We start from the raw sequence: 24,363 nt of genomic DNA on the forward strand, positions 1-24,363 counted from the left end.
GATGGCGAGTGTTGCGTTTTCTGACAAGTATTTTGAAAGCCTCCTCAAGTTGACACCGAAGGAGCAAAGTCAGGCCAATAAAGCGGTCATGTTATTTCAGCAGGATCGCAACCATACCAGCCTCAACTACGAGAAGCTGCCCGCTTTCAAGGACAATAAGGTCCGCTCTATCCGGGCAAATCAGGATGTACGGATTATTCTGGCGGCGGCGGAGAAGGAAGATCTGTATCTAATGCTCTATGTGGACCACCACGAACCAGCTTATAAATGGGCAGAGAAGCGTAAGATCGAGATCAACCCAAACACTGGCAGCGTTCAGGTATTTACGGTTGAAGAGAGTGTTCTTGAGCCGGCAGGGGAAGAACCGCGAGGGACATCACGGCCCGGCTTGTTTGATGCCATCAGGGATCGGCAACTGTTGCAGCTGGGCGTTCCAGAAGAGGCGTTGCCCCTGGTTCGTACTATGAAAATTGAGGCGGACCTGGAAACCGCGCTGACTGAAGAGAAGATTCCGAAAGACGTTCACGACGGCCTGTTCATGATAATGGCCGGTGCCAGTTATGAGGAAGCCTATAACGAAGTGGTTCCGGCGGCCCCGGAGACGGTGGATACTGAAAACTTCACAGCAGCGCTGACACGCCCCGAATCGCAGGCTGTCTTTACGGTGGCCGAAAACGAGCAAGCTCTGCAGGAGGTGCTGAACCAGTCGATTGAGAAGTGGCGGGTGTTCCTGCACCCGGCCCAGCGCCGACTGGCAGAGGGCAAGAAAAACGGCCCGGTTCGCGTGCTTGGCGGTGCGGGTACCGGTAAAACCGTAGTGGCTATGCATCGGGCTAAATGGCTTGCCAACCATTTGGAAGAAAGCGATGGGAAGATACTGTTCACGACCTTCACCAAGAACCTGGCGGCTGACATCCAGCAGAACCTGAACAAGATCTGTAGCCAGGAGGCGCTGGCTCGTATCGAGGTGCAGAATCTTGATGCCTGGGTGATGAACTTCCTGAAAAAGCAGGGCTACGACTACGGTTTGTTATTGGATAGCCGGGAAGAGAAGAAACTATGGGAAGAGGCTTACTCAGAGAAGCCCGCCAGTATTGATCTGGGTATGGCATTTTTCCAGGAAGAATGGGCGAGGTTGGTCCAGCCCCAATCAGTGCGCAGCGTAGATGAATATAAGAAGGCTTCGCGGATTGGTCGTGGTACACGGTTGAATCGCCAGCAACGGGTGGAAATCTGGCCGGTATTCGAGCGCTATCGTCATCTTTTGGCCAGTAACTACCTGAAAGAGACGGATGATGCCTACCGCGATGCCCGTATGCTGATTAATGGCAAACCGGAGCTGCGCCCTGATCTGGCGGCAGTCATTGTGGATGAGGCTCAGGATATGGGCACCCAGGCCTTCATGCTGATTCGAGCTCTTGTACCACCAGGCCCTAATGACCTGTTCATTGTTGGTGACGGCCATCAGAGAATTTATGGCAAGAACAAAGTCGTGTTGGGCCAGTGCGGCATTGATATTCGTGGTCGTAGCGCCCGTCTGAAGGTTAACTACCGGACCACAGATGAAACCAGGAAGCTGGCGGTCAGCATTCTGGAAGGCGTGACCGTGGATGATCTCGACGGCGGCGAAGACACGCAGTCTTTCTACCACTCCCTGATGCACGGCCCGTCACCAGACATTCGGTGCTTTGATTCAATGCCGGCGCAGGCCGACACTATATTGGCAGCCATTCGAGACAACGATCTTGCCCCCGAAGCCTGCTGCGTGATTGCCCGCACCCGAAAGGAAGTGAATGAACTGAGAAGCGCGTTGGAAAGCCGGCAACAGATTTGTCAGGTATTGGATGGCCGCTATGTTGCTACGCCGGAAGGCACTCTGAATCTTGCAACCATGCACCGCGTGAAAGGTCTCGAGTTTGATGCTGTGTTCCTGGCTTCAGCGAATAAGGGGCTTGTGCCATTGGATTATGTTCTCAACTCAGCTGCGGACGCGGTAACGCAGCGGCAGCGGGAGAACGAGGAAAGGGCTTTGGTCTATGTGAGTGTTACCAGGGCTCGCAAGTTGGCTTTCATTTTTGGCTACGGACCGATGAGTGAATGGTTCTCAGGCGAAAGCGACGACAAGTGATGGCGACATTGAGTCGACAACCCAAAGAATAGCAATAAGCGAAATCTTCTAAATCGGTGTGTATATCAGGTATTTACTATGGAAGCTGTAACTATCACCAGCGTTTTCAGTGCCATCCTTGGGGCGTTGACTGGAAATGTCGGTGCGGCCTTGCTGGGTGCGGCAATTGGTGCTGGACTATCTGCTGCGCTGATTGTAATTCATGAGACCAATCGTGAGAGGAAAAACAGGGCATTGGATCTGATTCAGGAGTACACGTCACCTGACTTTATTCAAATCCGTAACGATGCCGGGCGAGCTCTGAGAAAAGCCTTGGCTGAGGTCGAAGTGCCCTCATGGAGCAATCTTCATAAAAGTTTGCCGACGGAGGAGTGGCAAAAAATCTCCAAAATAGAGCACTTTTATAAAAAGTTGGATTTCATGGTGAGTATCAAGGAAGTGGATTCGAAATACGTTTCGAAATATTTTGAAAAGGAGTTTCCTCACTGGCAGTCCCGCTACTTTGGCAAAATCAACGTGGCGTCTAATGAGCCAGAACATGGCTTCAAAAATCTTTTTTGAGGAATTGGAATCCGCATTTTCAAAATCCTAAATGTTCGCAGAGGTTCGGTTTGCCGAGCTGCGAGTGGATACCCATGCCATTAGAATATTGAAATAGCCCCGAGTGAAAAATTGAGAAATTTAGGGCGCTCGGTATGCTGATACGCACTGAGGGGAAGATCTGAGATGGGATTGAGGGGTGATGCCGCGTGACAGTCAATATCGGCGGCATTCAGCCCTCTTCTCTGGTTAGCTATTCACATTAGAGGCGATCGAGCGGCTTGTCGAAAACCATCACCCAGTTCTCAACCCGGTTGTCATAGACCTGGACCCGGTGATGAACCAAAAGCCCAGCCTGAGAAAGTTCCTCAAAAGCCTCCTTCTGCACTTTGGGCGTAAGGCCAAGGTTTTTCCGAACGCTTCGGGGAGTGATGAAGTTTTCAAAGTCCCACTTGCGGAGCGCAGTCCAGATTACTAGCGCCATGAAGGAAACTCCCGGGTTTTCCTTGATTTCCTGCTCGGTCGGCGGGTGCTTTTTTTGGATTTCATCGATTGAATCGGTCATTGCTTGATCCTTTCTCGGATTACTAAGGAAAGTAACACTTTATGGTTGAAGGGCCCTGAGCCCTACATAACTAAGATATCCGATAAAAAATCCGCTTGTTCGCAACAAAACGACAGTTTTTGCGCCTCGTTTTGCAACCCGGCAGAGTGTTCGAATGTGGTCACGCTGCCACTCTTCATCAACATTGGCGCGTTGTGGAAAAAATTCCGCGAAATTACGAAAAAAACGTAATTCGCTCCTGATAGAGTTGCTAATACTGAAACGAGCAACGGAAAGGAGCACAAAATGACATCGCAAGTTCGATATACGGCCACTGAGACCGAACAGCTACTGCGGCATGCACTGGATTCGACAACCCGCCTGACAAAGGGGCGTCTGGCAACTGAATTGGGAGTTGCACCAGCTAGGATTTCTGAAGGCCTCAGCGGAGAATGGAAACTCGGTGGTGACAAGCGGGAGAAGCTGATCAAAAGATATGGCCAGCCAAGAGGTAAACGAGGCCGATATGTGGAGGCCGAAACCTCTGAGTCCATCTCCGATTTTCTCCAGTGTGAGCAGGAAATCTCCCGAAAACGACACCTGGAAACCATTTTGGTTGCACTCACGGCCCCAGGCTTCCTCCAAGAATTAGCTGGTCATATCATTAAGCCTGATCGGGAAGACTTCTCAGGAATACCGCCCGTTCTGACCCCACGGCAAGCAAGCCAGACGCTCGAAAAGGTTGAGCAGTTTCTCTTGAGCCCAGAGTTCACGGAATGGCTGGAGGCGATTCGCATTGGACATCAACGGCTCTGTAGGGAGAAGGCTTCTGCTAAACACCTTCAAGACTATTTCAGAGCATCAACATTTTACGATATCGATCAGGTTGCTGAACTTGCCTTTCCGATCGGGCGGCCGGAACCCCCCAGTGATCATGGATTAAAAGATCACGCAGACAAATATGGTCTAGCATTCCAAGACATTAACGGGCTGGATCTTGCTGCCCTTGGTGCCGCTTTTCTCTCCTTGCAGGACGAAAAGCACTATCGGGCCGCTGGCCTCAAGGAACCAATTTCATTGGCGAAGCCTCCCAGACGTAAAGCTTTCGTTGAAAATAAGGAATTTGTTATTACCGGAGATAGTGTATGGCAAGAGCAAGGTCGATTTAACTCCCCCAAGATTGGTCAGCCATTCACGGAAGCCGGTGTTTTCCGGATCCCGCTTAAACATCCTCACCAGGTTTTATCCCCAACCTTTGAGCGGCAAAGAAATCTGGAGGTTCCCAGCAGTGTAAAGGGGGTTAATTGGAACCTTGATTACTGGACGACCTATCGGGTGGAGTTGTTTCTGAATCAGGACTGTAACTACGCCCTAGTCATAGAGCTAGGCACCGATCACGGACCATTTATTGCCAATGACTTGCATCTCGCTGAACGAACAATACTAATACCGAAAATCTCGGGTAGGCACGTTATCGAACACTTGAACGATCTCAGAGATTGGTTGGGCATGGAGGAGCTTCCTGAAACGTCCATTAAAGAGAATATAGCCCTCGCAGGTGGCTATATCCCAGGCGCCGAAATTCTCTGAGAGGGGGTAAGTCATGCTGAAAATTAAATTCATCGGGGCAATCCGAGGTGTTACCGGTTCCTGTAGTTGGCTCTGGCATACAGGATCAGATACTCAATTTTTAGTTGATTGCGGCATATACCAGGGAGGGCCTCACCATGTTGAGTGGTCTAATCGTAAGCCATTCCCATTTGATCCATCTGAGATTCAATATGTGCTCCTGACTCATGCCCATCTCGACCACTGTGGCTTGATACCCAAATTGGTCGCCGAAGGCTTTAAGGGATGGGTTTATTGCACTCAGGCGACGCGGGATGTCGCCAAGGAACTGTTGGCTGATGCAGCAAAAATATCGGGGTTATATTCCCAGGATGATGTGGACAGTATCCATTGGCATACGATTGATGACGGTCAGTTCAGTTGGGGCCGGAAGTTAACCCTCGGCGACGACCTTATTGCGACGTTTAATCGAGGCTCCCATGTGCTCGGAGGGTGTTCGATCTCGGTATCGTGGGCCAAATCGACAGGCGATAAACCTGAGGACTTTGCCAGTATTCATTTCTCTGGCGATCTAGGATGTCAAACCGACGAGAACCCATATTTACCGCTTCTCAAGCCGGATCACTCGCCATACCCGAATGCCGAATACATTGTTACTGAAGCGACCTACGGGGATAGATTGCGGGGATCTAAATGCTGGAAGACCCGCACATCGCTGCTCTCGGATACGATACTTCGTACAGTGACAGAGAAAGGGGGAAAAGTACTGATTCCAACCTTTGCTTTTCACCGAATGCAGGAGCTGATTGCCGACATCCGAACCGTGGTCGGTAACGATGATAATAACTTGAGACGAAGGCTCGCAGGTGGCAAACAGCTGAGAATTTTATGTCATAGCCCTCTCAGCAACAGATTGAATGGAGTATATGGAGAGCAGCTGGTAAAGGTTTTGGGCAACGGCAAGTATCAGTATCTGAATAAGGAGCTGGCGGGCAGGGCTCGGTGGTCTGCCTCAGAAATTGCAGCGTTATACACCTCACTTAACCATGGTCGCACAGTATCGTATGGCCCGATTACGATCTCGTCGGTCGGCCCAAAAAAAGGGAAGGCAGCGGAATCGTTCGGGCAACATCTTGAGAAATATGATGTGATCTTGGCGAGTTCCGGAATGTGTGATCAAGGCCCGTCGTCCGAGTACCTGCAAATACTCCGGGATGATCCGAGAAATACAATTATATTGACGGGCTTTCAGGCCAGGAGTTCTGCCGGGCGGGCCCTCTTGGAAGGCTCTGAGCAAGGTGCGGAAGTTGTCGATTTATCGTCTCATTATTCGGGCCATGGTGATCAGCAAAAACTTTTAGACAACATTTTCGAACTTGGTGGCTATAAGGGCAGGCAGGAGGGGACAATCGTTTTCATCAATCACGGAGAGCCTGGTGGCAAAGAGACGTTCAGAGCAAAGATCATGGAGCGAAACAGGGAAGAAAGACCCGGGCAGAGGAAAGTTGCCAAGGCTCTGATTGCTAATGATGATTGGTTTGATCTTGATGCAGGCGATTATGCGAAAGACACCGAGTCTCTGACCAAGCAGGAACTACAAGAGGAAATTGAGCGATTGCAAAAACTGCTTCAAACGGCGTAGCGGAAAATAGCATTTGCATGATGCCGAAATACCTCCCCCTGGTGCCGATTGTAGTCCCTGTCTGACGAAGCCTTGAGCGATATTAAGTAAAGGTCCTATTTCGTGTGAACCGCTCGTGAACCTGTGGGTACATTCCCGATTCATAACCATGAAGCTGATTTTTAGACGGTGTACCGCTGGTGTACCTGTGGGTTCACTGGTTCAAAAAGCAGGTCACTCGGATGTATTGATGAGTGTACCGTGAGTGAACCTGTAGGTTCACAGCATTAATCATGATCAGCGCAGTTGATGAGCAGGATACCGCCAGTGAACCCACAGGTTCACTGGCGTACTTAGCCTGGCCTTATTTGGTTTAGACCGAAAAGAACAGCGGCACCCCGCCATTTTCAGGACTTGCGAAGTTGCTCCGATTATCTGAGAATCAATAAACACGTCTGTCCGCGACGCATAGCGGAATAGAGCTAGCTGGGCCTTGATCAGCCGCGGCCATGCCTTCGAACTAGATGGTAAGCCGCCTGCCAATCGGCAGTACCGCAAAGACTCACACCAATGGGTCATCTTCAGACCGCTGTACCGGACCTCCCGGTTTCAGCCTCTCAGTAGGGAGTTGATAACCCCTTCGGAGAATTACCGTTCGGTTTTTTTGCCGCATGCATGCGTTTTGTCGCAATGCTGTTGCAAACCAACCTCGACGTTTATTTTTAGACTCGACTTGCCCGTACGTGGAATAGTTCTGGCTGATTTATAAGGCCGCCACTGAGGCATTGTCACTAGCTCTACTGTTTTTTTAAAAAATCATTTCACACAGAGACAGTTTAGAGCGATGTAATGCTAGGCCGCGCTACGCGCGGGGTTAGCCGCCAACTACGTTGGACGAAACTGGACGAAAACGTGGCTTCAGGCCAAATTTTCTCAGTTTTAACCACCCTCTCCATTGCTCGAGCCGCGCCACCTGGAGCGCGGGGCTAAATGCCTACGCCGGGGCTGTACCACCCAATGTCCTATCACGACTGGGTCGGTACCGCGCGCGACTTACCTCGCCACAGCACTCGATTCCGCAATGGAGAGCACCGCTTACCAGAATTCAGGCGTGACGCACCGGCCTTGAAAGCGTCTTCTCTCAGAGGGTTTGCGTGCACCTGAAGCACTGCGCATCACTTAACAGCCAGGGAAACAGTTATGAGAGGAAACAATTTTGGTTTGAAAACTCGAGACATGGCCAAAGCCGGGCGCTTTGCCATGAATCGGGAGGTGGCCGACGGCAATGCCAGTTTTTCGACGGCAGCCACCATTGCGGATCGATTTAACCGTTTCTCTCAGTTCGCTAAAGACAAGGGGCTGAGAAGACTTGAGGAAATTACAGTTGGTCTTGTCACTGACTATGGCCAGACGTTAGCTCGCCAGGTTGAGGCAGGTCACTTGTCTGCAGCCTATGCCCAGAACCTTGTATCTGCCGTGAATACCGTTATGCAAGCGGCCACAAGAGGTAGTTGGAGGTCTGTGAGCCCGACCAACACCTGCAAAATACCTCAGCGCTGCCACGTGCGTGAAAACACCCCTGCATCGACAGACCGTGGTCTGGTCGACAGGGCAATGGCGGCCATGAGTGAACGAGGACGCGCGATCACGAGTCTGGCCCGAGACCTTGGTTTGCGATCGAAAGAAAGCAGCCTGATCGACGCAAAAGCCGCTTTTATGGAAGCGAAGAAAAGTAAAAAAGTCACGATCGTTCACGGCACCAAGGGTGGTCGAAAACGGGAAGTGCCGATCAATAACGAACAACAGTTGGCGTCACTGGAGCTTGCCTCTCTCATTCAAGGTGAGGCTCGCTCTTTAGTGCCAGAGGATCAAACTTGGGCCCAGTTCTATGAGGGAGACTTGAGAGATATTCGGGAGATTCTCCAGACCCATGGGATGACCGGGTTACACGACCTTCGAGCTGGATACGCATGCGATCGCTACGAGAATCTTACCGGTGAACTTCCGCCGCTTAATGGCGGCAAGGCATCGAAAGCGGACGACATGGCGGCGCGAAAAGTGATTGCAGTCGAACTGGGACACGGCAGGACTGACGTTGTGAGTTCTTATATTGGAGGCAGGCCATGAATCAAGAACTCTTTTATAAGCTGCATCAGCATGCCCGTCGAGGAGGGAAAGTTGCAAGGAAACGCCAGCTCCAACGTGTAGAACGGTTTGTTAAGTGGTGCGGCAGGGCGCCAGAACAAATTGGCCGAAGGCAGATTCATGAGTTTTATAGAGCTCACGATTTCGCGCCGACGACGGCCAGAGATTATGACAGCGCTATCCGACTTTTATGGGAAATTATGGGCAGAGCCGGCGAACCTCCCCGACCACCCAATACACATGAGTAGTTCTTTGTCAGTTTGAAAGTTACCGGGTTGCAGATCGCAATTCATGAGGAAAATAGAAGCTGATCCCTCAATTGCGACACAGGTGCAAAATGGTAAATTTCAAACTGACTATTCCTCTCTCAGCGACACTCTCTCTGGTCATTTTTATGACCGCCTGCACTACTACCTACGAGCCTCCCGTGGTCGCCGACAAGCTTATCTGGACATCTGACGGAGAGAGCGCTCGCCCAGCGTGGACACTGATGCCGGCCGCAAGACAGGATTCAGCAGACCAGGCTGTCCGTGTGGTCGGGATGAGTAATCGGCACAGCACGCAAAAAGGCGCACGAGATGCTGCCATGGATGATGCACGCCGCCAGATCGCTAACTATTTTTCGAGCCAGGTCGAGGACAAGGTCCAGCGAATTGAAAGCGGAGCTAATACGCAGAGTGGGGTACAAGACCCGGTGCAGGAGCTGAACCGGATTACGCACCAACTTTCTCTTCACGCCGTGAACTCAATGACAGTAGAGAATTCTCGATTTGAGCAATGGTTGGATAGCCGAACCGGCAAAACCTTTTTCAACGCATTCGTCCAGGCCGCCATGCCCATGAATTCGCTTCATGTTGGAAGTGCCGGTGAATTGGAAGATATGCGTCGGTTCGAGGAGGACGAATGATGAACAGAGGTGTTCTTCTCATCACGATCAGTCTTCTCTTTATGGCCTCTGGTTTGGCCAGCGCAAACGATACACCGGTCCTGAAGTCCGCTGAGCTTCCATCGTGGACCTCACAAACTCAATTTCGGGAGCCTGGTGGCAAGCGGATGGTGTTTGTGGGAATCGGGCAGGGAGACTCGGTCGCGCAAGCAAAGACCCGGGCACGAAGTGATGCCCAGGCACAGTTTCTATTGGCTGTGGGCGGCGTGGTGATTACTAGTCAGAAGCTTGTGGAATCCACACAGACAGATGAAGACGGCATCGCCCAATATTCAGTGTCGGGGGAACGCTATACCGACAGTGCCTCGCAGGGTTTCTTTCAGGGCGGTGATTCAGAGTTTGTTGCTCACCCCTCCGGCAATGCTGTGAACGGGTATTTTCGTTTGAGCCTTCCGATCGAGTCTGTTGAGGCTGCGCGTGATGAAGTGGCTCGCGCGCACAGGGCAGAGGTTCTTCGGAAGATTGAGGCTTACCGGTTGGCAGGGCTGTCTAGACGCAATGGAGTCAACGGTTACCGTTACGCGGTTGTTCAGGAGCAAGCGTCCGCCCTGCGCGGATCAAACGAACTGGGAATTTCTGCGGAATACAAAGCGCGACGCAAGGCTCGGCATACGGGAAGAGTTTCTCTCGTTAATCGTTTGAAAGGCGCGTCCATAAGGGCCGTTGCGGTGCAGTCCGGTCAACAAGTCAACATGAGTCACTCCAGCGCTACAGGATTCGTGCGGTCGGAAGTTGTTGCTGAACGAGTTTGGTGGGAAGGCGACGAGGCAGTTGCTGAGAGCTTCCTCCTCGGCTGGGTAAAAGGGGGCTGATTCATGAATGTGATGCTGAGATTTCTGATCAGCGTGGCAGCTGCTCTCATCCTGCCGGTTTTCGCCGTTGCGAACACCGTTGTCACCGTGGGTGCTACAGGGTCGGATCGGGACTCCGCTATTGATGCGGCCTTGAGTAAGGCCTTGGTCGAGACGTTAGGTAGTCAGGTTTTTTCCGTGACGACAATGAATGACGACCAGTTTCATTCAATGGCCACAGCTGTTACCAGTGGCCGGGTCCACAGCTACGACCTTTTAGAAGAACGTGAAATCTTTGATGGGGTGCACGTGCGTCTGCAGGTGACTCTGGCTGAAAAGGATATTGCCGGAATCGTACCGGAGGAGATAAAAACGTGGGATCAGCGAATTGAGGATGTGCGGAGTTGGGATCAGGCTCAGCAGTTTGTCGGCGAGTATCGTCGCCTCTTGGATGAGTTTCTGATCGGTCCGCGTCATCAACTGAACGCGGGGTATGCCATCGTACTCCGATCCTATGATGTTTCGGCTGTCGACGTTCACCAGATCAAAGGCAGTATTTATGTGGATATCATCGTGAATCAGTCCTGGTGGGACACATATTATCGGCTGGTCCACACGCTTGCTCCTCAGGGCAACCAGGTAATACCGGAAGGACCTCTGAAAGTTTTCAATGGTACTGCTGCCGTTGATTTTTCTTCCAGTCGCCGAGTGGATAAAAGCCTGCGATACGATCTCGCTCACCCTCTACCGGTGCGCCTATCAGTTGGCAGGAACGTCTCGAACTTCATTCTCTATAAAAACGCCCTGTTGGTATCCGCTCAACCAATGACCGAGGATTCCGCGCAGACGGGCTACCAGCAATCACAGGCAACCAGAGGAGAGATATCGCTGACGAAGGGTAATGTCGTCGGCGGTGACGCCGAACTTGATAAACGAAAATCCGACCTGCAATGCGGCTCTGTCGAGCAAGGCGCATCGGCAGTTTACTGTGGGCAACGTTTCACAGTGAAAATTCCGTTTGAGGCAGCAAACGAAGCTGAGGTGATAGAGATCATGCGGCGTGGTGTAAAAGCTGAGCTCAGCCTGTATGGAAATCACGTCTGCGAACATGATTGCTATTTGCTAGACGACGATCCAGCAGATGATTCGGATGCAAATGAGATGTTAAAGCAGTTCCTGTCGAGGTACCTCAAATAGACCTCGGCGAGATAGCGAAATGGGATTTTCAGAGTGGCAATAAGAGGGTATTGGTATGACAAAGAGTGTTTTGGGCTTCATGGGTGCAATGCTGTTGGCGATATCTTTCCCAGCGTCGGGATGGGACTTTGACAAGACTCGAGCACGGGACATCATGGACCGTGCTGCAAATGACGGAAACGCTACGGCCAGACTGCTTGTTGCAATGGCGCTGGATGAGCGGGTCGATACGATTTTCGATGATTATGAATTCCGGTTGCCACCATCAAAAGATCCGGAGCAGCTGTATATTCAGTGGCTTGATCATGACCACATCTACTCCAATTTAATGTATGTTTCGAGAAAGCACGCATCGAAGGTCACTCTGATGGTTTATGCGCTACAGGGTACGTTCTCCCTATGGAATCGCAGGTACTGGAGGGCGGCGCTTTACTACCAAGCTGCGGAACAAATCGGCGAGCAATTGATTCAAAAAAATGGGTTTGGACCAGACCTGGCTGTCCTCACTTACGATGCCAGAGCTGGGAAAGTGGCCGCAATGCGCTGCAGTGGCAATGTTCCACCACAGGATACGACCTACAAAATAGATAAAATGCTCGCTGGCCTGGAGCGAACCTCTCAGGTCGCGAAAGACTACCGCGCATACATACAGTATCACTCAGTCGGAAAGCCAAATATGCTGGGATTGGAGCACTCTGGATGCTGGAGTGGTTCCCACGCTGGGGCAGCCGTTGTATATCCGCTGGCGCCGTTCAACTATGAGCAGAACACATCTAAATACGTTGGGTTGGTTCCATGAGAAGAAGTTTCTCTGTGGGGCTTACTTGGTGTTTTGATTTTCCCGATATCTTGAGTAGAGACACCAGCCGGTGAGGATGGCTGCGCCGACGATGCCGATGGTCATGGCGGTCAAAACTCCGGTTTCTATGGTCATTTGGTCTGCACCTCCGCCTGATTTTGCAACGACGTGAATTCCGTAAAGATCATTCTGACATTTTTGGCGAGACTGTACACAACCTGGTTGCCCGTTAGTGATTAACTTATTTGTTCAGAATTTCTTAGTGTAGAGTTTCTTAGTAAGGGGACTTGTTTTCGGGTGTCAGCTTACCCGTTATCTGCCAACCCGTAACCGGGAAATTAGCCCCTGGTTAAAGCCGGATTTGCAGGGGGTAGGTAGTGATCTGCTTAAAAGATCCCTATGTAGCACTCCGGCTCAGCCAGAGTTTCCCGTGTTTCATCATTTTATCTCGGCGCAGGTCACAGGACCCATCCATTCAAAATCTACACTTCTTGGGGCGTCGAATAGGGCCACATGCGTATCCGAGGTTGCTGCTTCTCAATCGTATCTGACTTTTGGGGCCCCAGCTCACGGGGAGATGCTCTGTGAGGTTAGAAGCACATTGAGGTGAAAATGGTGAGTCGATCCAGTCAAACGCAATTGCCCGTCGTTTTTAGTGAGTCAACGGGTGGGGGAGGTCAAAGGGCTTTCAAAGAACCCTCCATAACATGGCCGTGCTTTGTAATCTTAATTTGGCCGCGCATAGCTGGGATACGATGGTATTTGGGCGAAGTGTGATATCTAGCTCTTAAACAAAAGCGAACATTCGAAAATTGTCAGAATGACCACAAAGCGTGCTTCTACGGCGAAGGCTCGTTTCCCTGGGGCCACTTGCTCTGACATTCTCATTGCCATCCTCGCTGGAGATCCTGATGGCCCTGCTGCCTGTTCTGATCACCCTGCCGATGATTCTTATCGTCGACACCTGGGGCAAGTTTGCGTTTATCACACCGTTCCTCTTGATTCCCGGCTACCTCACAATTGGCTACGTTCTTTATCGCTCGGCAAGCCGGCCTGTGTTCGATCGCAAATCAGGGCAGTTCTGGAAGGGTTCGTGCCAATCCCGTCAGAAAGGGAAAGTCCCGCTGTCGGACTTTGAGGGTTGGCAGACAAACGAGAAAAATAGCCCAAAAACACTCTCAACCTATTGAACTACTGGTTTTTTGGTCACCCAACCCCCGAGTTCATGCCATTCTGGGCGATAAGCGGAACTTAGCCTTGTTGTCGACCCCGCAGATTCGGAACCGTCGCGGGCAACGCCCATATCGCCGGTGATAATGCCTTTTACCTGGCCATCCTCAACAATGGTCTCGGCGGCGGCAAAGCCGGGGTAGACTTCAACGCCCAGTTGCTCAGCCTGTTCGGCGAGCCAGCGGCAGAGGTTACCCAGGCTGATAATGTAGTTGCCATGGTTGTGCATGTTCTTGGGCACAAACGCATTGGGAATCCTGGTGGCGTTTTCCTGGTTCTTCAGCAGGAAAATGTCGTCACGGGTAACCGGCGTGTTGAGCGGAGCGCCTTTATCTTTCCAGTCGGGGAAGAGTTCGTTGAGGGCAGTGGGCTCGAATACGGTACCGGCCAGAATGTGAGCGCCGATCTCAGACCCTTTTTCTACCACGCATACGGTGAGTTCCTCGCCAGCTTCCTGTGCCAACTGCATGACACGGCACGCTGCCGACAGGCCCGCCGGGCCGCCGCCGACGATCAGAACATCAAATTCCATCGATTCGCGTTCCATAATTGTTTCCTCAGGATATAAAAAATCGGGATAGGGGGGAGCCATGAGGCTCCACCCCTCCCACACCACCCGGCATGCGGGTCCGCACCGGGCGGTTCGAGACGTTGAGGGTTCACGAGAGTCTCGGCACTCCCAACCGGTCGAAGTAGGCAATCGTCAGGACATTGTGGATGGCAGAGCGACTGTTGTGCCACCAGCGGCGACTCAGAGCCGCCACAGATTCAGCCACCCAGGAACTGGCACCCAACCGGACCAGCTCCCGGTAGATCGTCTTACCCCGCCGCCACTGCCGGAGGTGGAGCATTCTCAGACGACGACGTATCCACTCATCCAGTGATCGCCAGATGCGTGGCGTTTGCGCCAGCCTGAAGTACCCTTTCCAGCCGAGCAGGTATCGGCGGAGTTGCTCTACCACCTGTTCAATACTGCGACCCCCTGATCCCCGGGTCAGTTGCCGGATCCGGAGCTTGAACGCCTGTAACGCCCTGGTGGATACCGCGCGTCGAACCTCAGCGTTCCTCCCTTGCCACAGGGCATAGCCGAGGAACTTGCGCCCGAACACGCTGGTCACCGCGCTCTTGGCTTCGTTAATCACCAGACGCAACTTTCCATAACAGCGGCGGAGTAACTGCATGACCCGTTCTCCCGCCTTGTGGCTGCGAACGTAGACGTTGCAGTCATCGGCGTAACGGGCGAAGCAGTGCCCCCGGCGTTCCAGCACTTTATCCACCTCGTCCAGCAGAACGTTGGCCAACAACGGCGACAATGGCCCGCCTTGCGGCGTGCCCTCGTGCCGATCCATGACCACACCACCGTCCATGATGCCCGCGTTCAGGTACGCACGAACCAGCCGGATAACGCCGGGGTCGTTTATGCGTTTCTTCAGGCGGTCGATCAGGATGTCGTGGTTGACCCGGTCGAAGAACTTCGACAGGTCGACGTCCACCACGATATGGCGGCCCTGTTGGGCGTAACGCTGCGCAGCCAACACGGCGTCGTGGGCCCGACGGCCCGGGCGGAAGCCGTAGCTGTGCTCGCTGAAGGTGGGATCAATCAGAGGTTGCAGCACTTGCAACAGTGCCTGTTGAATCAGACGATCAGTGACGGTGGGGATGCCCAGTTCCCGCTCACTGCCGTCCGGCTTCGGGATGCCTACCCGACGGACGGGCTGTGGTTGGTAGGCGCCGCTCAGCAGGTGCTGGCGAAGCTCAGGCCACGCCCATCGCAGGTGTTCCGCGGTTTGGGCAATGTCCAACCCGTCCACACCTGCCGCTCCCTTGTTGGCCTTCACGCGCTTCCATGCCCGCTGCATATTCTCTCGTGCGAACGCCTGCTCAAGCAGGCTTCGCCCTGCGCCTTCCGGTTCTTGTCGCGGGAGTCCTGCTTCATCGCTCATCGCCTTCGGCAAGGCTTCACCTGTCCGTTGCGCGATCCGCCCCGCTGGCGCGGGCATCTGATGCCGTACAGTGCTCATCGACAAGGCGTTTGACGCTCCTTCTCGTTCGGCCCTTCGCCCTGTGTTAGCGGTTACTATGGCCTCTGCTGACTTCTCGCTCCGTGTTGCCACGTCGCCCTTTCAGGCATGAGGCGAGATCTCCCCGGGTAAGAACACACTCCTTCGCCGCACAACCGCCGGATTTACACCACTTCGCCTTGGCCACAAGAGCTTCGCGGCTTTTGGCCCGCTCGCCCTGCTTGGCAGTGCCTCATATCCGATTCTTGTTCATCGGCTCACGGTTTACGCTCCACGCTTCCTCCCCACGGTCGGTCACCCTTCCGCAGTTGCGCTTCACTTCGTTCGCTGTGGCCAGCTCACGGGAGGACTTGCACCTCCAGGAGTGCGCCCGTGTCGGGCGCACCAAAAAGGCCCCCATGGCGGGGGCAAAAGAGGGGTACAACAACGACGCAAAAACCCCCTGAGTATCTACACCGCGTTTCGGAGTTCAGTCTCTAACTCGGGTACAGCTTCGAAGAGATCCGCAACGAGGCCGTAATCAGCAACCTGGAAGATCGGCGCTTCTTCATCCTTGTTGATCGCAACGATCACCTTGGAATCAGACATACCAGCCAGATGCTGGATGGCACCGGAAATGCCCACGGCGATGTACAGCTGTGGAGCAACAATCTTACCGGTCTGGCCAACCTGCATGTCGTTCGGTACGAAACCAGCGTCAACAGCAGCACGGGATGCGCCAACAGCGGCACCCATCAGATCGGCAACCTGCTCAAGCATCTTGAAGTTGTCGCCGCTCTGCATGCCGCGACCACCGGAAACAACGATACCGGCGCTTGCCAGGTCAGGACGGTCAGACTTGGCCAGCTCTTCGCTTACAAACTGGGACAGGCCAGCGTCTTTTACAACGTCTAGCTGTTCAACAGCAGCGGAGCCACCTTCACCAGCAACCGGGTCGAACGCGGTCGGACGAACAGTAACAACCTTGATGCTGTCACTGGATTTTACAGTGGCAATGGCGTTACCAGCGTAGATCGGACGAACGAAGGTGTCTTCGGACTCCACACGCATGATGTCGGAAACCTGGGCAACGTCCAGCAGTGCAGCAACACGTGGCATAAAGTCTTTGCCCACGGTGCCAGCAGCAGCCAGGATGTGGCTGTAGCCCTTGCCTACTTCGGCAACCAGCTCATCCAGGTTTTCGGCCAGGAAGTGACCATAAGCGGCGTTGTCGGCAACCAGTACCTTGTTAACGCCTTCGGCCTTGGCAGCTGCTTCAGCTACCGCACCACAGTTCTCACCGGCAACCAGTACGTCGATGTCTCCGCCGATGGCCTTGGCAGCCGCTACAACATTCAGGGTAGCCTGTTTCAGGCTGCTGTTGTCATGTTCAGCAATTACAAGGATGCTCATTTAGATCACCTTCGCTTCATTCTTCAGTTTATCGACCAGCTCGGCAACGTCGGCCACTTTCACACCCGCCTGACGGGAAGCAGGCGCTTCAACCTTCAGGGTGGAAAGGCGCGGAGCGATGTCGACACCCAGATCGGCCGGGCTCATGTTGTCCAGCGGCTTCTTCTTGGCCTTCATGATGTTCGGCAGAGAAGCGTAGCGCGGCTCGTTCAGACGCAGGTCGGTGGTGACAACCGCAGGGAGGTTCAGGGAAAGGGTCATCAGACCACCATCTACCTCACGGGTTACGTTAACCTTGTCGCCTTCCACAACCACTTCGGAAGCGAAGGTGCCCTGACCCATGCCGGTCAGCGCGGCCAGCATCTGGCCAGTCTGGTTGTTATCGGAATCGATGGACTGCTTGCCAAGAATGACCAGCTTTGGCTCTTCTTTCTCAACAACAGCCTTCAGCAGCTTGGCCGCTTCGAGAGACTGAACCTCCTCGTCGGTTTCGACATGGATGCCCCGGTCCGCACCCAATGCAAGAGCCGTACGGAGCTGCTCCTGACAGGCTTTCGGGCCAATGGACACCACCACGATTTCACTGGCAACACCCTTCTCTTTCAGGCGAACCGCTTCTTCAACAGCGATTTCGCAGAACGGGTTCATTGCCATCTTGACGTTGGCGAGATCAACACCGGTGTTGTCCGGCTTGACGCGCACCTTTACGTTGTAGTCGATTACTCGTTTTACGGTGACTAGAACTTTCATCCAATTCTCCAGTTTTCAGGTGCCGGTTTCGGTTCCAAGAAGTCAGGTGAAATCCCGTGCGGATGCAGACGCAAGCAGTCGGCCATTGCGCTTGACGGTATAAATCGGAGTCAGGTAAAGCCAAGGGGAGTTCGGGTTGCGGAGGGTCAGTCGGAGAGGTCCGGTAACCGTATAGCCCTACAATACCCGGGCCTGTCGGGCCCGGGTGTTTTCCCTTTCAGTGACTGACTCAGAAATTGTACTGGGCCGCGAACATCACTCGGCTTGCATCGCCATCGTCACCGTTTACTTTCTCCACCTCGAAGTAGCCATACTGAACGCCGAGATTTACGCTTTTCACTGGGCTCCACTGGTAGTTAACGAAAGCGTTGGTGTTGGTTTCGTGTTTGTCACCCACGGCCAGGCCATCATCGACAGCGTCGTCCCAATCCATAGTGGTGAAACCATAAACAATGTTGAATGCACCCGGGCCGGCCTTGATGCTGGTGCCCAGGTTAGCGCTGTAGCCGGTAATGGTTTCTACGTCGCCGTTGGCGTCCACATAGGCATCTTCACCATAGTAGTTGGTGCCTGAGCGCCACAGGTAGCCGTTGGCGCCGTCGGTATAGTTGACGTTGCCCTGAATGCTGACCGTATCGGTTACGTTGAACTTGGCCGAACCGAAGACAGCAAAGCCCAATGCCGCATCGTCTTTGGTGCCGGTGTCATAACCAACTTGCTGGACAAGTGCCGCTGTGGAAAACGCAACCGGCCCTGACTCTCCGGTATAGCGTGCAGTAAAGGTAGGGATGCTTTGTTTGGTCTCTACTGAGGCACTACCATCAGTGATGCTGGCTTTGGAATCTTCAGCAGCCAGTGACAAACCGCCAGTGGTTTAACGTACTTGAGTAGTTCGGCTGTATAAGCCTGCGTTGCCTGCTACTCCGTCGAATTCTAGGACAGAGGTGGCGCCAGTGAACGCAGTGTAGTTTGACCAAGTCTGCCCCATAAGCCAGTTTTTGTACTGACCAAAAGCGTGGCGAAGACGGACGGTGCTGGTGCTGGTCCGAAAGTCACCTTCAATGGTAATTTTTACATCATTCGGGAGCGTCGTGCGAACACCGAGCCTTGATTGAACAGCATCGGCACCGAAATAACCGGAAGCTTCATTGTCTTCTGCTGCGCCGGTGTTCACTTTACTGAAGTCGCCTGAGCGGGTGCCGGTGGAGCGACTGATATCTTCATCAATATCGTAGGAGGCGTTGAGTCGTGCATAGCCATAAATATCAACGGTTGCATCGCCGGCGGTAAATCCGATAGCGGCCGACTGTCCAGCGACACCCAGTGCGATGGCGGCTGTAGTCAGTTTGATGGCTGTGAATAATTTATTATTGGGCATAGGGGGTTATCTCCAAAATTATTGTTGGAATATCGAAAATCTACACAGGCGTACCCTGACTGACGACTTCATGAAATTATCCTTGTACGTCAGGTAGCGCCTGAAAAGTAACAGTAGATATGTACTCCAACAATTATCTATATTCGATAATACCTATGCCCCGTTTATATGGCTGGCTACTGATTCCGACATTGGCAGACCCTATCTATCCGGTTTTTCTATGCATCCTCATGCAATATTTGGTTTTTACGGGTGTCGCCAATCTCCTTTGGATCGAATAACAATTTTCCATTCCAGATTCCGGCCTGCACCTGTATCGCCACTTGCTGCATGATGATCTCCGCCAGCTTGAGGGTGGCCACGGAAGAGGGAAGGTCCATCGGAGTGACAATCGCCAGGGTTCTGCTGATCTCCGGAGAGGTGATGGGGATGGCGACGACTTCGGATCTTGAGGCCATGTCGTGGACCGCTGCTGATGAAAGGATGGTGTAACCCAGTCCCCGCCTTACCATGTCCGTCAGCATCGGCCAGGCGCTGACTTCCAGTGCCAGGTTCAGACTTTTATTGCGCTCCGCCGCCTCTTTTTCCATTCGTACACGCAAACCATGTTTTTCTTCCGGCAGTACGAGCGGCAGATCCATTACTTCATCCAGGGTAATCTCGGAGAGCTTGGAGACCTTGGTGCCGGGGGGCGAGATCAGGTAAAAGCGCTCTTCGATCAATGGCCGGTAGCGCAGATTTTTCTGGCTGCCGTGGTGGCTGTAGGTTATGGCAAGATTCAGCCGGTGTTGCAATACCATCTGTTGTAGCGTGCCGCTCATTGCGGATTTCACCGAGAGGGTGACCTGAGGAAAGCGTTTGCGATATTCCTCGATCGTGGCTCCGGAGAATGTATGGGCTACGGTAGGCAGGAGCCCCAATGTCACCTGGCCGGTCACCTCGCCAGCAACGGCGGTCACATCGGCCTGGGTGCGCTCCAGGCTCTGCAGCAGTGTGTGGGCCCGTTCATAAAGAAGTTCGCCAGCTGCGGTCAACACCACCCCCCGGCCGTGTCGGACAAACACCTCGACGTTCAGGGCTTCCTCCAGCATTCGGATCTGTCGGCTCAGTGCGGGTTGCGCCACAAACAGCTTTTCGGATGCGCGACTGAAACTGCCGGTGTCGGCGACCGTCAGAAAGGTGTTCAGCTGGCGCAGGTCGATGTTCAGATTGAAAGGCATGCCATCCCTCTTCTATAACAATTAAGTATCTGTTATTCGCATTCTATACCACACTTATGCATTAGTCTTGGTGTCTGTTCTTTAATAATAATATGCTGAAAAAATATAGCACATATAAAAAGTATATAATTGCTGTAGTTTTGCCTTGCTGATACGGTTACTCAAATCAAGGGTTTTCTGTCGCTTCAAGGGGATAACAATATGCAGAACCGGTCAATCTACAACAGTGACCATGAGCTGTTTCGTGATAATGTCCGCCGCTTTTTCCGTGCCGAGCTCGAACCCAATATCGAGCAATGGGAAGAGGAAAGCGTGGTGCCGCGCAGTCTTTGGGAGAAAGCTGCGGAGAATGGCTTTCTGTGTTGCGGTGTGCCGGAGGAGTACGGCGGTCCGGGGGCGGACTTCCTCTACAACATGGTGCTCTCCGAAGAAACCGGCTACGCCATTGGCGGTGCCAGTGTCGGCTTCTCCGTTCAGGCCGACATTGTTGCCTACTACCTGCTGAGCGCCGGTACCGAAGAGCAGAAAAAGTACTGGCTGCCAAAGATGGTAACCGCTGAAAAGATTGCCGCCATCGGCATGACCGAACCCGGCGTCGGCAGTGACCTGAAGAACCTCCGTACCACGGCCGTCAGGGACGGCGACGAATACGTTATCAACGGCCAGAAGACCTTCATCACCAACGGTCAGAACTGTGACTTTGTCCTGGTGGCCTGTACCACGGACCCCAGTGCCGGTGGCCGTGGCATCAGTCTGATTATCGTCGAAACCGACCGCGCCGGTTTCTCCCGCGGTCGCAACCTAGACAAGATCGGTCAGAAGGCGGCCGATACCTCTGAAATGTTCTTCCAGGATGTGCGTGTTCCCATCAGCAACCTGGTCGGCGAGGAAGGTGAGGGGTTCAGAATCATGATGCGGGAGTTGCCCCGCGAGCGAATCACCATTGCCTGTCGTGCGCAGGCCGAGGCCCAGCGCGCTTTCGACATCACTAGGGATTATGTCAAGGAGCGCAAAGCGTTCGGAAAGGCGATTTTCGAGTTCCAGAACACCCAGTTCACGCTTGCCGATATGAAAACCAATCTGGAAGTGGGCTGGGCCTACCTCGATCAGTGCATCAAGAAGTGTGATGAGGGTGTGTTGACCCCGGAAGAGGGTGCCATGGCGAAGCTCTGGACGACCGAGAACGAAGGGGTGGTCGTCGATAAATGCCTGCAGTTGTTCGGTGGCTACGGCTACATGCGCGAATACCCTATTTCCCGCATGTATGTGGATGCCCGCGTGCGTCGGATCTATGGCGGCACCTCCGAGATCATGAAGCTGGTTATCGGGCGCTCGCTTTAACGGCGCACAGAGCTCTTAATCACCACTAACGATTGTTGAGATTGCACAACTAAAGGAAGGAATTCACATGTTTGGTATAACCGCCTACGGTGCCTACATTCCCAGAACCCGCTTGTCCAAGGCGGCGATCGCTGATGCCAACGACTGGTTTGACCCCAGTCTCCGCGGCCTTGCCAAGGGTGAGCGCAGCGTCTGTAACTGGGATGAGGACACCATCACCATGGCTGTCGAGGCTGGGCAGGACTGCCTGTCGGTCCTCGATGCCGGATCCGTCAATACGCTGTACCTGGCGTCTACCACACTGCCGTTCCTGGATCGCCAGAACTCGGTGGTTGTGAGTCAGGCCCTGAATCTGGGTGATCAGCTTCGTACGATGGATGTTGCCGCCTCCCAGAGAGCGGGAACATCGGCCTTGATCTCCATGCTGGAGTCTGGTGCCAGCGTTAGCGGCAACGCACTGTTGGTGGCGTCCGAGCACCGGCGCAGCAAATGCGGTTCGCGTGCCGAAATGCTCTGGGGTGATGGCGCCGCGGCACTCGGTGTTGGTGCTGAGGAAGTTATTGCCGAATACCTGGGCAGCGAAACCTATGTGACTGACTTCGTCGACCATTACCGCGGTGAGGACTCGACCCTCGATTATGAATGGGAAGAACGCTGGATTCGTGATGAAGGTTACATGAAGAGCGTACCCAAGGCTGTTTCCCGCTTGCTCGAAAAGGCGGGTGTAAAAGCTGTCGACATTGCTCACTTTGTGTTGGCATCGGATCAGGCCAGAACACCGGCGGCAGTTTCAAAAGAGATGGGGATCCCTGCCGAGGCTCTGGTGGACAACCACATCGGTAGCGTGGGTGTATCCGGTGTGGCTCACCCCATCCTGTTACTGGCCGCCGCGCTGGAAAAAGCGACCGCAGGTGATCTGATCCTGGTGACCGGGTTTGGTCAGGGCACCGACGCGGTTCTGTTCCGTGCCACCGACAAGATCAAAGACAGACAGCCGAAAATCGGCTTTGCTGGCGCCCTGGCGCGTCGACGTGAAGACGCCAACTACAACCGTTTCCTGAGCTTCAACAACCTGGTTGAGCGCGAGGTTGGCAAGCGTGGTGAGATGGACAAGCAAAGTTACCTCGCTGCCATGTATCGCCGAAAGGATTTGTTGACCGGCTTCGTGGGCGGCCAATGTCGTAGCTGCGGCACCATTCAGATCCCAAAAGAAAATTATTGCGTTAACCCCGAGTGCGGCGAACTGGACAGTCAGGACGATTATCCAATGTCTGCCGTACAGGGCCGCGTCAAGACCTGGACCGCTGACCGTCTGACCTTTGACTGGAACCCACCTGCGTATTTCGGCCTGGTTGAGTTCGAGGGCGGTGGCCGTCTGATGATGGACTTTACCGAAGTAGAGCCGGGCTCGATCGATACCGGCGTGCCGGTGTCGATGCACTTCCGTATCCGTCAGTTCGATAACCAGCGGGGCTTCCGGAAGTACTTCTGGAAAGCCACTCCGGTCCAGCAATAACTTACGCAGCTAAGACAGGTGAATGACAATGGCTAGTGGAATCAAAGATAAAGTAGCGATCCTCGGGATGGGCTGCAGCAAGTTCGGTGAGCGCTGGGACGCAAGCCCTGCGGATCTGATGGTTGAGGCATTTGAGGAAGGTCTGGCAGATGCGGGCATCGATAAAACCCAGATCCAGATGGCCTGGTTTGGCGCCGGTATTGATGCATTCAACGTTGGCTCCAGCGCCATGCCGCTGTCGATAGCCCTGCGGTTGCCGAATATCCCCGCTACTAAAGTGGAGAATATGTGCGCGACCGGTACCGAAGCCTTTCGTGGTGCGGTTTATGCGGTCGCTTCCGGAGCCTGCGACATTGCGCTGGCACTGGGTGTCGAGAAGCTCAAGGACGTGGGTTACGGCGGCCTGCCACAGCGCACTCGCGGTGTTGAGAATGACATGTATTGGCCGAACCTGTCCGCACCAGGGGCATTCGCCCAACTGGCCAGCGGTTACCGCGCCAAGCACGGTGTCGACAAGGCTGACCTGAAGCGCGCCATGGCTCATGTTTCCGTGAAAAGTCATGCCAATGGCGCCAAGAACCCGAAGGCTCACCTGCAGCGCGAGATCACCGAAGAGCAGGCCATTAATGCGCCATATATTGCCGAGCCCATCGGTCTGTTCGATTGCTGTGGCGTCAGTGACGGTGCCGCCTGTGCCATCGTGACCACGCCGGAGATTGCCAAACGCCTGGGCAAGGCAGATCTGGTGTCGGTCAAGGCCCTGCAATTGGCGGTGTCCAATGGCGAGGAAGCCGGTTTCAAAACCTGGGACGGTTCGCACATCAAGACCACGCGCATTGCTGCCCAGCGCGCCTACGATGAGGCAGGTATCACGAAGCCCCGGGAAGAAATCAGCATGACCGAAGTGCATGACTGCTTCTCCATCACCGAACTGGTTACCATGGAAGATCTGCAATTGTCCGATGAGGGACAGGCGGTTCGGGATGTCCTTAACGGTGACTTCGATGCCGACGGTCGGATTCCGTGCCAGATTGACGGTGGCCTGAAATGCTTCGGTCACCCCATCGGCGCATCGGGCATGCGAATGATCTATGAGAACTACCTGCAGTTTCAGGGGCGGGCTGGAGCGCGCCAGCTCAAGGATCCCCGGCTTGCCTTGAACCATAACCTGGGTGGTTTTCCTCACCAGAACATTTGCAGCATTTCCATTATAGGTCGCTACGAATAAGGCGGGT

20 protein-coding genes and 1 pseudogene are annotated in these 24,363 nt (G+C 53.7%); 13 read left to right on the forward strand and 8 right to left on the reverse strand.

Annotation, left to right across the window (positions count from 1 at the left end):
- The first annotated feature begins 1 nt into the window (after position 1).
- On the forward strand, positions 2–2,128 hold the full coding sequence (locus ACP86_RS19310; RefSeq protein WP_053115115.1) for a UvrD-helicase domain-containing protein: 2,127 nt from the start codon (positions 2–4) through the stop codon (positions 2,126–2,128).
- 78 nt (positions 2,129–2,206) lie between these two features.
- Positions 2,207–2,689, forward strand: coding sequence for a hypothetical protein (locus tag ACP86_RS19315; RefSeq protein WP_053115116.1), 483 nt, complete (start codon positions 2,207–2,209; stop codon positions 2,687–2,689).
- A 241-nt stretch (positions 2,690–2,930) separates the two neighbouring features.
- On the opposite strand, the gene ACP86_RS19320 is transcribed toward ACP86_RS19315, so the two are convergent.
- Positions 2,931–3,233, reverse strand: a complete 303-nt coding sequence (locus tag ACP86_RS19320) for a hypothetical protein (protein WP_053115117.1) — start codon at positions 3,231–3,233, stop codon at positions 2,931–2,933.
- Positions 3,234–3,518: 285 nt separating this feature from the next.
- On the opposite strand from ACP86_RS19320, the gene ACP86_RS19325 reads away from it, so the two are divergent.
- From ACP86_RS19325 to ACP86_RS19360, 8 genes are all read left to right on the forward strand, one after another.
- The gene (locus ACP86_RS19325) at positions 3,519–4,802 is read left to right on the forward strand and encodes a hypothetical protein (protein WP_053115118.1); all 1,284 of its coding nucleotides are present in this window, start codon (positions 3,519–3,521) and stop codon (positions 4,800–4,802) included.
- A gap of 13 nt (positions 4,803–4,815) precedes the next feature.
- Positions 4,816–6,423, forward strand: a complete 1,608-nt coding sequence (locus ACP86_RS19330) for an MBL fold metallo-hydrolase (RefSeq protein ID WP_053115119.1) — start codon at positions 4,816–4,818, stop codon at positions 6,421–6,423.
- A gap of 1,179 nt (positions 6,424–7,602) precedes the next feature.
- Positions 7,603–8,529 carry an integrase domain-containing protein gene (locus ACP86_RS19335; RefSeq protein WP_053115120.1) on the forward strand — a complete coding sequence of 309 codons (927 nt, stop codon included), beginning with the start codon at positions 7,603–7,605 and terminating at the stop codon, positions 8,527–8,529.
- A gap of 355 nt (positions 8,530–8,884) precedes the next feature.
- The gene (locus ACP86_RS19340; protein ID WP_053115121.1) at positions 8,885–9,454 is read left to right on the forward strand and encodes a hypothetical protein; all 570 of its coding nucleotides are present in this window, start codon (positions 8,885–8,887) and stop codon (positions 9,452–9,454) included.
- Positions 9,451–10,305 (forward strand): hypothetical protein, encoded by an 855-nt coding sequence (locus tag ACP86_RS19345; protein WP_053115122.1) that lies wholly within the window; start codon positions 9,451–9,453, stop codon positions 10,303–10,305. Before ACP86_RS19340 ends, ACP86_RS19345 begins: the two co-directional genes overlap by 4 nt.
- Before the next feature lie 3 nt (positions 10,306–10,308).
- Complete coding sequence (locus tag ACP86_RS19350) at positions 10,309–11,481, forward strand: hypothetical protein (RefSeq protein ID WP_053115123.1); 1,173 nt, start codon at positions 10,309–10,311, stop codon at positions 11,479–11,481.
- Positions 11,482–11,536: 55 nt separating this feature from the next.
- Positions 11,537–12,280: a hypothetical protein gene (locus ACP86_RS19355; RefSeq protein ID WP_053115124.1), complete on the forward strand. Its 744-nt coding sequence runs from the start codon at positions 11,537–11,539 to the stop codon at positions 12,278–12,280.
- A gap of 911 nt (positions 12,281–13,191) precedes the next feature.
- Positions 13,192–13,470 carry a hypothetical protein gene (locus tag ACP86_RS19360; RefSeq protein WP_053115125.1) on the forward strand — a complete coding sequence of 93 codons (279 nt, stop codon included), beginning with the start codon at positions 13,192–13,194 and terminating at the stop codon, positions 13,468–13,470.
- A gap of 68 nt (positions 13,471–13,538) precedes the next feature.
- Here the strand turns inward: ACP86_RS19360 and ACP86_RS19365 are convergent.
- The 7 genes and pseudogenes from ACP86_RS19365 to ACP86_RS19390 all read right to left on the reverse strand — a co-directional run.
- A pseudogene (locus ACP86_RS19365) lies at positions 13,539–14,057 on the reverse strand (FAD-binding protein); the annotation flags it as partial.
- Between the two features lie 112 nt (positions 14,058–14,169).
- A complete protein-coding gene (gene ltrA, locus ACP86_RS19370; RefSeq protein ID WP_053115127.1) occupies positions 14,170–15,537 on the reverse strand; it encodes a group II intron reverse transcriptase/maturase in 1,368 nt (455 codons plus the stop codon).
- Between the two features lie 444 nt (positions 15,538–15,981).
- Positions 15,982–16,923 carry an electron transfer flavoprotein subunit alpha/FixB family protein gene (locus ACP86_RS19375; protein ID WP_053115128.1) on the reverse strand — a complete coding sequence of 314 codons (942 nt, stop codon included), beginning with the start codon at positions 16,921–16,923 and terminating at the stop codon, positions 15,982–15,984.
- Positions 16,924–17,673, reverse strand: coding sequence for an electron transfer flavoprotein subunit beta/FixA family protein (locus tag ACP86_RS19380; protein WP_053115129.1), 750 nt, complete (start codon positions 17,671–17,673; stop codon positions 16,924–16,926).
- Positions 17,674–17,902: 229 nt separating this feature from the next.
- Positions 17,903–18,535 (reverse strand): hypothetical protein, encoded by a 633-nt coding sequence (locus tag ACP86_RS23620; protein WP_227507759.1) that lies wholly within the window; start codon positions 18,533–18,535, stop codon positions 17,903–17,905.
- 12 nt (positions 18,536–18,547) lie between these two features.
- The gene (locus ACP86_RS23625) at positions 18,548–19,051 is read right to left on the reverse strand and encodes a DcaP family trimeric outer membrane transporter (protein ID WP_227507760.1); all 504 of its coding nucleotides are present in this window, start codon (positions 19,049–19,051) and stop codon (positions 18,548–18,550) included.
- Positions 19,052–19,269: 218 nt separating this feature from the next.
- A complete protein-coding gene (locus ACP86_RS19390) occupies positions 19,270–20,271 on the reverse strand; it encodes a LysR family transcriptional regulator (protein ID WP_053115130.1) in 1,002 nt (333 codons plus the stop codon).
- Between the two features lie 201 nt (positions 20,272–20,472).
- Here ACP86_RS19390 and ACP86_RS19395 point away from each other — a divergent pair, with 201 nt between their 5' ends.
- From ACP86_RS19395 to ACP86_RS19405, 3 genes are all read left to right on the forward strand, one after another.
- Positions 20,473–21,612, forward strand: a complete 1,140-nt coding sequence (locus tag ACP86_RS19395) for an acyl-CoA dehydrogenase family protein (RefSeq protein WP_053115131.1) — start codon at positions 20,473–20,475, stop codon at positions 21,610–21,612.
- Positions 21,613–21,679: 67 nt separating this feature from the next.
- A complete protein-coding gene (locus tag ACP86_RS19400) occupies positions 21,680–23,128 on the forward strand; it encodes a 3-oxoacyl-[acyl-carrier-protein] synthase III C-terminal domain-containing protein (RefSeq protein WP_053115132.1) in 1,449 nt (482 codons plus the stop codon).
- 28 nt (positions 23,129–23,156) lie between these two features.
- On the forward strand, positions 23,157–24,356 hold the full coding sequence (locus tag ACP86_RS19405; protein ID WP_053115133.1) for an acetyl-CoA acetyltransferase: 1,200 nt from the start codon (positions 23,157–23,159) through the stop codon (positions 24,354–24,356).
- Positions 24,357–24,363: the final 7 nt, after the last annotated feature.

The organism is Marinobacter sp. CP1, from assembly GCF_001266795.1.
GTDB lineage: Bacteria > Pseudomonadota > Gammaproteobacteria > Pseudomonadales > Oleiphilaceae > Marinobacter > Marinobacter flavimaris.